Origin of the sequence: uncultured Rhodospira sp., from assembly GCF_937138205.1 — a bacterium.
In the GTDB taxonomy this organism is placed as follows: domain Bacteria; phylum Pseudomonadota; class Alphaproteobacteria; order Rhodospirillales; family Rhodospirillaceae; genus Rhodospira.
On sequence record NZ_CAKZOT010000016.1, the window covers coordinates 1 to 7,636 of the forward strand.

A 7,636-nucleotide genomic window follows, 5' to 3' on the forward strand; every position below is an offset into this window, starting at 1 on the left:
GGTGAAGCTGTCGTAGTTATCGATCAGAAGCAGCATGATGGCGAGTCACCCCCCGATGCTGGTCCCAGCGCCAGCGGACGGGCCTAAAATCGCAGGGCACGCGGGACCGGTCAAGGGCACGGCCGGCGTCGGGGTAACCCCTGGCCGGCGTGCGTTGACGAGGGGCTTGCAGGAACCCACGTCACGGTTACCTTTGTTCGAACCCCGTCTGCGTATAAGTGAGTCACACCACCAATGGATTCAAACGCCCCCGTCCGCACCATCAACCTGGACATCACCGGCATGACCTGCGCGGCCTGCTCCTCGCGGGTCGAGAAGGTCTTGAGCAAGCGCGAGGGCGTTGCGCGGGCGCAGGTCAATCTGGCCACCGAGCGCGCCCGGGTCGATGTGGTGAACGGGGGCGCCTCGCTCGACGAGTTGATCGCCGCCGTGCGCAAGGCCGGGTACGACGCCCGCGAGCATACCGAGGCGCCGGGCGCGGCCGATCTGGACACCGACTGGCGGGACGACCGGCGCGGGCTGCTCGATCTGGCAGTCGGCGTCGTCTGCACCGTGCCCCTGCTGGCCGAGATGATCGCCATGTGGGCGGGCTTGCCGTTCCACCTGTCGCCGTGGGTGGCGCTGGCGCTGGCCACGCCGGTCCAGCTCTTCGCCGGCGCGCGGTTCTATGTCGGGGCCTGGAAGAGCCTGCGCGCGGGCGCCGGCAACATGGATGTGCTGGTGGCCCTGGGGACCACGGCGGCCTACGGGTTCAGCCTGTGGCGGGTGGTGACCGGCGCGGCCGACCAGGGGCTTTATTTCGAGGGCGCGGCGGTGGTCATCACCCTGGTGCTGCTCGGCAAATGGCTGGAGGCACGGGCCAAGGGCTCGGCCGCGTCGGCCATCCGGTCGCTGATGCGCCTGCGCCCCGATGTCGCCCGCGTCGAGCGAGAGGACGGCACGACCGCCGAGGTACCGCTGGGCGAGGTTGCCGTCGGCACGGTGGTTCTGGTTCGGCCGGGCGAGCGCGTGCCGGTGGACGGCGAGATCCTGAGCGGCGAAAGCCAGCTCGACGAAAGCCTGATCACCGGCGAGAGCCTGCCGGTCGCGCGCGGCGCCGGGGACGCCGTCATCGGCGGCGCCATCAACGGCGACGGCCTGTTGCGCCTGCGGGCCAGCAGCGCCGGCGGCGAGGGGATGTTGAGCCGCATCATCCGCCTGGTGGAGGACGCCCAGGCCAGCAAGGCGCCGGTTCAGCGGCTGGTGGACAAGGTGGCGGCGGTGTTCGTGCCGGTCATCGTGGCCATCGCCGCCGTGACGTTCGGGCTGTGGTTCACGCTGGGCGGCGCGCCCGAGGCGGGCTTTGTCGCCGCCGTGTCGGTGCTGGTGGTGGCTTGCCCCTGCGCGCTGGGCCTTGCGACACCGACGGCGATCATGGTCGGCACCGGGCTGGCGGCGCGGCGCGGCGTGCTGATCAAGGACGCGGCGGCGCTGGAGGGCGCGCACCGGGTCGACACGGTGGTCTTCGACAAGACCGGTACCCTGACCGAGGGCCGGCCGGTGCTGGAGACCGTCGCCGTGCTCGACTCGGCGCTGAACGCCGACACGGTGCTCGCCCTGGCGGCCAGCGCCCAGCAGGGCAGCGAGCACGTGCTTGCGCGGGCAATCCTCGAAGCCGCCGACGCCAAGGATCTACGGCTCGACCCCGTCGAGGGATTCCAGGCTTTGGCCGGGCGTGGTCTGGCCGCGACGGTCAAGGGCCGGTCGCTGTTGATCGGCTCGCGCCGACTGATGGACGAACGCGGCCTGGTGAACGAGGCCGCGCAGTCGCTCGCCCACGACCTGGAGCGCGCCGGGCGCACCGTCGTCTGGGTGGCGGCGGAGGGCGGGCCGGTGCTGGGCCTGCTGGCCCTGGCCGATCCGGTGAAGGAGGGTGCGGCGGAGACGGTGGCCGCGCTCAAGGCGCGCGGCCTGCGGTCGGTGTTGCTGACCGGCGATTCGCGCGCCGTCGCCGAGGTGGTGGCCGAGCAGGTGGGGATTGACGACGTCCGGGCCGAGGTGCTGCCGGCGGACAAGGCCGAGGTGGTCAAGGCGTTGCGGGCCGAGGGGCGCTCGGTGGCCATGGTCGGCGACGGCATCAACGACGCGCCGGCGCTGGCGGCCGCCGATGTCGGTGTCGCCATGGGCTCGGGAACCGACGTGGCCATGGAGACCGCCGGCCTGACCCTGGTGCGCGGCGATCCCGGGCTTCTGGTCGCCGCGCTCGACCTGTCGCGGGCCACCTACAACCGCATTCGGCTGAACCTGGGCTGGGCCTTCCTTTACAACGTGGCAGCCGTGCCGGCGGCCGCGCTCGGATACCTCACACCGGCCCTGGCCGGCGCCGCCATGGCGCTGTCCAGCGTCAGCGTGGTGACCAGTTCCCTGTTGCTGCGCTCAAGCCGCGCCGCCCGGACCTAAGCCGGAGTCCGCGTCGTCGCGCAACGCGCGCAACAGGCCGGGAAACGCCGGGTTGGGGTGGGTGACGACGCGCGTGGGGACCGAACTCATATAGGTTCGGAACCGCCCCTTGGCCTCGAAGCGGGCACGGAAAGGTGAGGCCTGGAACAGGGGCAGGGTGGCGGGAACGATGCCGCCCAGGATGAACACCCCGCCCAGCGCGCCGGCGGAGAGCACCAGATTGCCGGCCACCGTGCCCAGCATGGCGAACATCATCGCCACCGCGCGCGCCGCGCGCGGGTCGTCACCCCGGGCGGCGGCCTCGGTGACCTCCCGCGACGTCTCCAGGTCCGGCCCCTGGGCAAGCCCCACCGCCCCGAGGGTCCGGTGCAGCAGCAGCAGGCCGGGTCCGCTGATCAGGCGTTCGGCCGAGACGTGCTCGTACTCGGCCCACAGGTGTTCGATCACCCGCGCCTCCTCCGCGTCGGCCGCCGCCAGCGTCGCATGTCCGCCCTCAGTGGCCTGGGGGCGCCAGCCGCCGGACCCGTCGGGCAACAACAGGGCGACGCCCAGACCCGTACCCGGGCCGATGGCGGCGATGGGCGCGTCGCGGCGCCCGGCCCGGTCCGGTCCCACGGTTACGCTGTCGGCGTCCGTCAGGTCGGGGATGGCCAGGGCATTGGCGGCGAAGTCGTTGAGAACGCGCAAGCTGTCGAACCCAAGCGCGGCGCGGGCGTCGGCGACGGAGAACGTCCACGGCGAGTTGGTCAGCCGGATCGTGTCGTCCGCCACCGGGCAGGCCACGGCCCACACGGCCCGGCGCGGCGGCGCGTGGGATGCATGGCGGTCGATGATCGCCCGGGCAGCCTCGACCGGTCCGGGAAAATCGAGCGTGCGCACCCGTTCGGTGGCGGTCACCGCGCCGGCCTCGTTCACCAGGGCGAAGCGGGCGTTGGTGCCGCCGATGTCGGCGATCAGGGCGGGGCCGGGACGGAAGGACATGGTGTGTCGTTCACCCGGACCCGGTGGAGGCCGTGTCACCGCCCGTTGACCGCACGGCCATCGGCGTGGGCACGGATCGGAGCACCGTCAGGAACCGCTCGCGCCAGTTTTCCAGGGAGTTGGACTGGACTTTCTCGATCATGCTCTGCCAGCGTTCGCGGCGTTCTTCCAGCGACATGATGAGCCCCTGGTGCAGGGCCGCCGCCACGCCCTCGTGGTCGTAGGGGTTGACCAGCAGGGCCGCGTCCAGCTCGCGCGCGGCGCCGGCGAAGCGCGACAGCACCAGGACGCCTGGATAGTTCGGGTCCTGGCTGGCGACGTATTCCTTGGCCACCAGGTTCATGCCATCGCGCAAGGGTGTCACCACGCCGACCCGCGACAGGCGGAAAAACCCGGCCAGCGTTTCCCGTTGGAAATTCTTGGTCAGGTAGTGCAGGGGCATCCAGTCGAAATCACCGTAGCGGCCGTTGATGTAGCCGGCCAGCCCCTCCAACTGGTCGCGGATGGCCTTGTACTCCGGCACCTCGGATCGGGACAGCGGCGCGATCTGCATCATCGACACCTGTCCGCGATGGGCCGGGTACTGTTCCAGAAACCGCTCGAACGAGCGGAACCGCTCCGGAATACCCTTGGAATAGTCCAGCCGGTCGACGCCGATCATCAGGCTGCGATTGTGCAGCGTGCGTTCAAGGCGGCGGGCCGCCCCCTGTTCCACGGCGCGAGCGGCGGCCTGTTCCATCTGGCCGCGCTCGATGCCGATGGGAAACACCTGGGTGCGGACCAGCCGGCCGTAAGCCCGCACGGACTTGTCGTCGAGGATCTCGCCGCCGGCCTCGTAATGGATGTAGTCACGGAAGGACCGCAGGTCGTTCTCGGTCTGGAAGCCGACCACGTCATAGGCGCACAGCGATTTGACCAGCAACTCGTGGCTGGGCAGCGCCAGCAGCACCTCCAGCGCCGGGAACGGGGTGTGCAGGTAGAAGCCCATGGGGTGGCTGAGCCCCAGGGCGCGCAGTTCGCGCCCCAGCGGGATCAGATGGTAGTCGTGGATCCAGAGATGGTCGTCATCCTCGATCAACGGCCGCAGCTTTTCCGCGAACAGGGTGTTGACGCGGAGGTATCCAGTGTAGTTCTCGTGACTGAACTCGGCTAGGTCGAGCCGGTAGTGGAACAGTGGCCACAGGGTTCGGTTGGCGAACCCGTTATAATACTCGTTATAGTCCTTGCGGCCCAGGTCCAGCGTCGCGTAGGTGACCGGCCCGACCTCGGTCATGGTCGGTGTTTCGGCGGTTTGGGCCGTGGTCTTGCCGCTCCACCCGAACCAGATGCCGCCACAGGTCCGCAAGGCGTCCCGCAGCGCGACTGCCAAGCCGCCGCTCGTTGCCGACTGGGCATCCGGCACGGCCACTCGATTCGACACCACCACGAGACGCGACATTGGCCCTCCTCGTTCAGCGACGTTTGCGGTCAAGGGCTATACCCTTGACCGCAAACATCGCTGCACAACTCTTGAGTCTAGTGCATGGATCCAGACAAATTATGCTCGCTGCATCTTTTGTCTGGATCAATGCACTAGTACGCCCGCCACCTCATCCGCCATGACAAAATGGGCGCCCCGGACCCGGCGGGGCAAACGGATCGCGTGACGACATGCCAAAAACTAACCGGGTCCAAAACAATATCACAGCATCGGATCGGATCGACACTAGGCGCGCCGATCCGATGACGGACGGCAGCGCCGGTCAGTCGGCCGCCGGCGCCTCCGTGAAAGGCTCGGCGGGCCGGGACAGCTTGAAGGTCAGGGACTCGCCGGGCTGCAGGTCCCGGGTCTCGCCGCGTACGCAGATGGCCAGCGCCCGCGCCCAACTGGCGTGGGCGGCGACCGTCATTTCATCCCCCGTCAGGGTGACGTCGAGCCAGCGCCCGAGGTGGCGCAGCTTCAGCTTCAGCGTGCCCATGCGGTCGGTGAACACGGGGTCGAAATGCAACGCTCCGTCCCGCACGTCCAGGCCGGTGAAACACCGCTGCACCAGGTCGACGGTGCCGGCCATGGCGCCCAGGTGGATGCCTTCCGGCGTGGTGCCGCCCTGAATGTCGTCGACGTCGGCGTGCAGGGCCTGGGTGAACAGCTTCCAGGCCTTTTCCGGATGGCTGCGCGCCATGACGGCGGCGTGCACCATGTAGGACAGGGTCGAACCGTGCGAGGTGCGGGCGAGGTAATAGTCGATATTCTTCTGCCACTGCTCCTCGGTCAGCGGCTCGTACCCCAGGCGTTGCAGTTGGTCGGACAGTTCCTCGCGCGAGAACAGGTAGAACAGCATCAGGACGTCGGCCTGTTTGGACAGCTTGTAGCGGTTGGCGCTGTCGCCCTCGGCCTCCAGAATGCGGTCCAGGCGCTGGATGTCGCCGTACTTCTCGCGGTAGCCCTCCCAGTCGAACTCCTTGAGGTTCTCGTAGCCCTCGAACTGGCTGATGATGTCGCCGTCGTGGAAGCACACCGTCATCTTGCGGCTCATGTCCTCCCACAGCGCCAGTTCGCGCTCGTCGACCATCAGGCGGTCCATGAGTTCGTCGCGGTGGGTGGCGTCCAGGCAGGCCATGACGCGCATGGCCGAGGTGCACAGCCAGGCGACCATGATGTTGGTGTAGGCGTTGTTGTCGAGGCCCGGCTCTTCTTCCCGGTCCGGATAGGCTTCGTGGTACTCGTCCGGACCCATGACGTGATGGATCTCGTACCGGCCCGTCTGGGCGTTGAAGTGCGCCAGCGAGGCGAAGAAGCGGGTGATCTCCAGGATCAGCTCGGCCCCGCGCAGCTCCAGGAAGTGTTCCGCGCCGGAGATCTGGTAGTGGCGCCAGACGTTGTAGGCGATGGCCAGGCTGACGTGGCGTTGAATGCAGCTGTTGTCCGGCACCCAGCGGCCCGAGCGTGGGTTCAGGTGGACCTTCTGGCTTTCCTCGCGGCCGTCGCTGCCCGACTGCCAGGGGAACATGGCGCCCTTCAGCCCCGCCTGGGCCGAGGCCCAGCGCGCCTCGGGCAGGCGCAGGTGGCGGTAGCGCAGGCAAGACCGGGCGATGGCCGGCAGCCGGAAGTTCAGGAACGGCAGGATGAACAGTTCGTCCCAGAAGACGTGGCCGCGATAGGCCTCGCCGTGCCAGCCGCGCGCCGGCACGCCGACGTCCAGGTCGATCGTGTTGGGCGAGAGCGTCTGCAGCAGATGGAAGATGTGCAGGCGCAGGATCATCTGGATGTCGTCGTTCTCGCCGTTCTCGACGACGATGTCGCAGCGGTCCCACAACATGCGCCAGACGCGCTCGTGATCGTGCAGCAGGCGCGCGAACGACGGCGCGTGCATGACCGCCTCGCGCGACGCGACTCCGGGTTCGGAAATGGCCGGATCGCGGGACGTGTACAGGCTGGCCAGTTTTTCGACCACCAGCGTCTCGCCGTGATCGACCTCCACATGGATGTTCTGGTGAGCGTAGCTTTCCTCGGCCTCGGTGGTCGACTTGGCCTCGAAGGCGTGCGGGTTGGACACCACGCGCGTTCGCGCCGCCTGGGCCACGCGCAGGTGCGATTGCTTGGTCTCCACCAGCAGGTCGATCATGGTCTCGCCGGTGGCCGGGTTCTGGAAGGACTCGGCGGCGAGCGGGTTCAGGTGCGAGCTGTTCAGATCGCGATAGCGCTTGACGCCGGCGTTGATGACGCGACCGTCGAGCCCGGACATGATGTCGACCGGACCGGACCAGTTATGGGCGGTCAGCGACAGTTCGGTGCCGGCCAGGTGCATGTCCGCCATGCTGGCCAGGCGGCGCGTCTTCAGCGTGCTTTCGCGGTCCTGCTTGTCGCGGAACCGGACCTCGACCTCCAGCACGCCGCGCTTCAAGTCGAGTTCCTGTCGGAACGACAGAACGGTCACGGCCTGGATGTTGAACCAGTCGCCCCCATCGATCCGGAACGTCAACGCCGACCAGTTGGGGAAGTTGACCAGGTCCTCGTTCTCGATGACGCGGCCGGCCACCTCGGTCTGGGCACGGTTATAGCCGCCCGCGAGGTAGGTGGCTGGGTAGTGGGTCTCGTCTGCCATCACCCAGGAGAACGCTCCCCGGGTGACGAAGTAACCGTTGCCGGTGGCGCACAGGGCCTCGCGCAGGCCCTGCTGTTTGGGTTCGAACTGGTCGTAGACCAGGGACCATTCGGACATGGGTCGCGGACCTT

Annotated in this window: 4 protein-coding genes; 1 reads left to right on the top strand and 3 read right to left on the bottom strand. The window is 68.5% G+C overall.

Going from position 1 to position 7,636, the window contains the following annotated elements; genetic code table 11:
- Positions 1-234: 234 nt before the first annotated feature.
- Complete coding sequence (locus Q0309_RS01995) at positions 235-2,439, top strand: cation-translocating P-type ATPase (protein WP_299436908.1); 2,205 nt, start codon at positions 235-237, stop codon at positions 2,437-2,439.
- Here the strand turns inward: Q0309_RS01995 and glk are convergent.
- The 3 genes from glk to Q0309_RS02010 all read right to left on the bottom strand — a co-directional run bounded on the left by glk (position 2,416) and on the right by Q0309_RS02010 (position 7,622).
- On the bottom strand, positions 2,416-3,420 hold the full coding sequence (gene glk, locus Q0309_RS02000) for a glucokinase (protein WP_299436910.1): 1,005 nt from the start codon (positions 3,418-3,420) through the stop codon (positions 2,416-2,418). The two genes, Q0309_RS01995 and glk, sit on opposite strands and share 24 nt — an antisense overlap.
- A 10-nt stretch (positions 3,421-3,430) precedes the next feature.
- Positions 3,431-4,858, bottom strand: coding sequence for an alpha,alpha-trehalose-phosphate synthase (UDP-forming) (gene otsA, locus Q0309_RS02005; protein WP_299436912.1), 1,428 nt, complete (start codon positions 4,856-4,858; stop codon positions 3,431-3,433).
- 304 nt (positions 4,859-5,162) lie between these two features.
- A complete protein-coding gene (locus Q0309_RS02010) occupies positions 5,163-7,622 on the bottom strand; it encodes a glycosyl hydrolase family 65 protein (protein WP_299436914.1) in 2,460 nt (819 codons plus the stop codon).
- Positions 7,623-7,636 lie beyond the last annotated feature (14 nt).

Coding starts and splice junctions, on each gene's coding strand:
- Q0309_RS01995 (WP_299436908.1), top strand. CDS start 235: ATGGATTCAAACGCCCCCGTCCGCACCATCAACCTGGACATCACCGGC.
- glk (WP_299436910.1), bottom strand. CDS start 3,420: ATGTCCTTCCGTCCCGGCCCCGCCCTGATCGCCGACATCGGCGGCACC.
- otsA (WP_299436912.1), bottom strand. CDS start 4,858: ATGTCGCGTCTCGTGGTGGTGTCGAATCGAGTGGCCGTGCCGGATGCC.
- Q0309_RS02010 (WP_299436914.1), bottom strand. CDS start 7,622: ATGTCCGAATGGTCCCTGGTCTACGACCAGTTCGAACCCAAACAGCAG.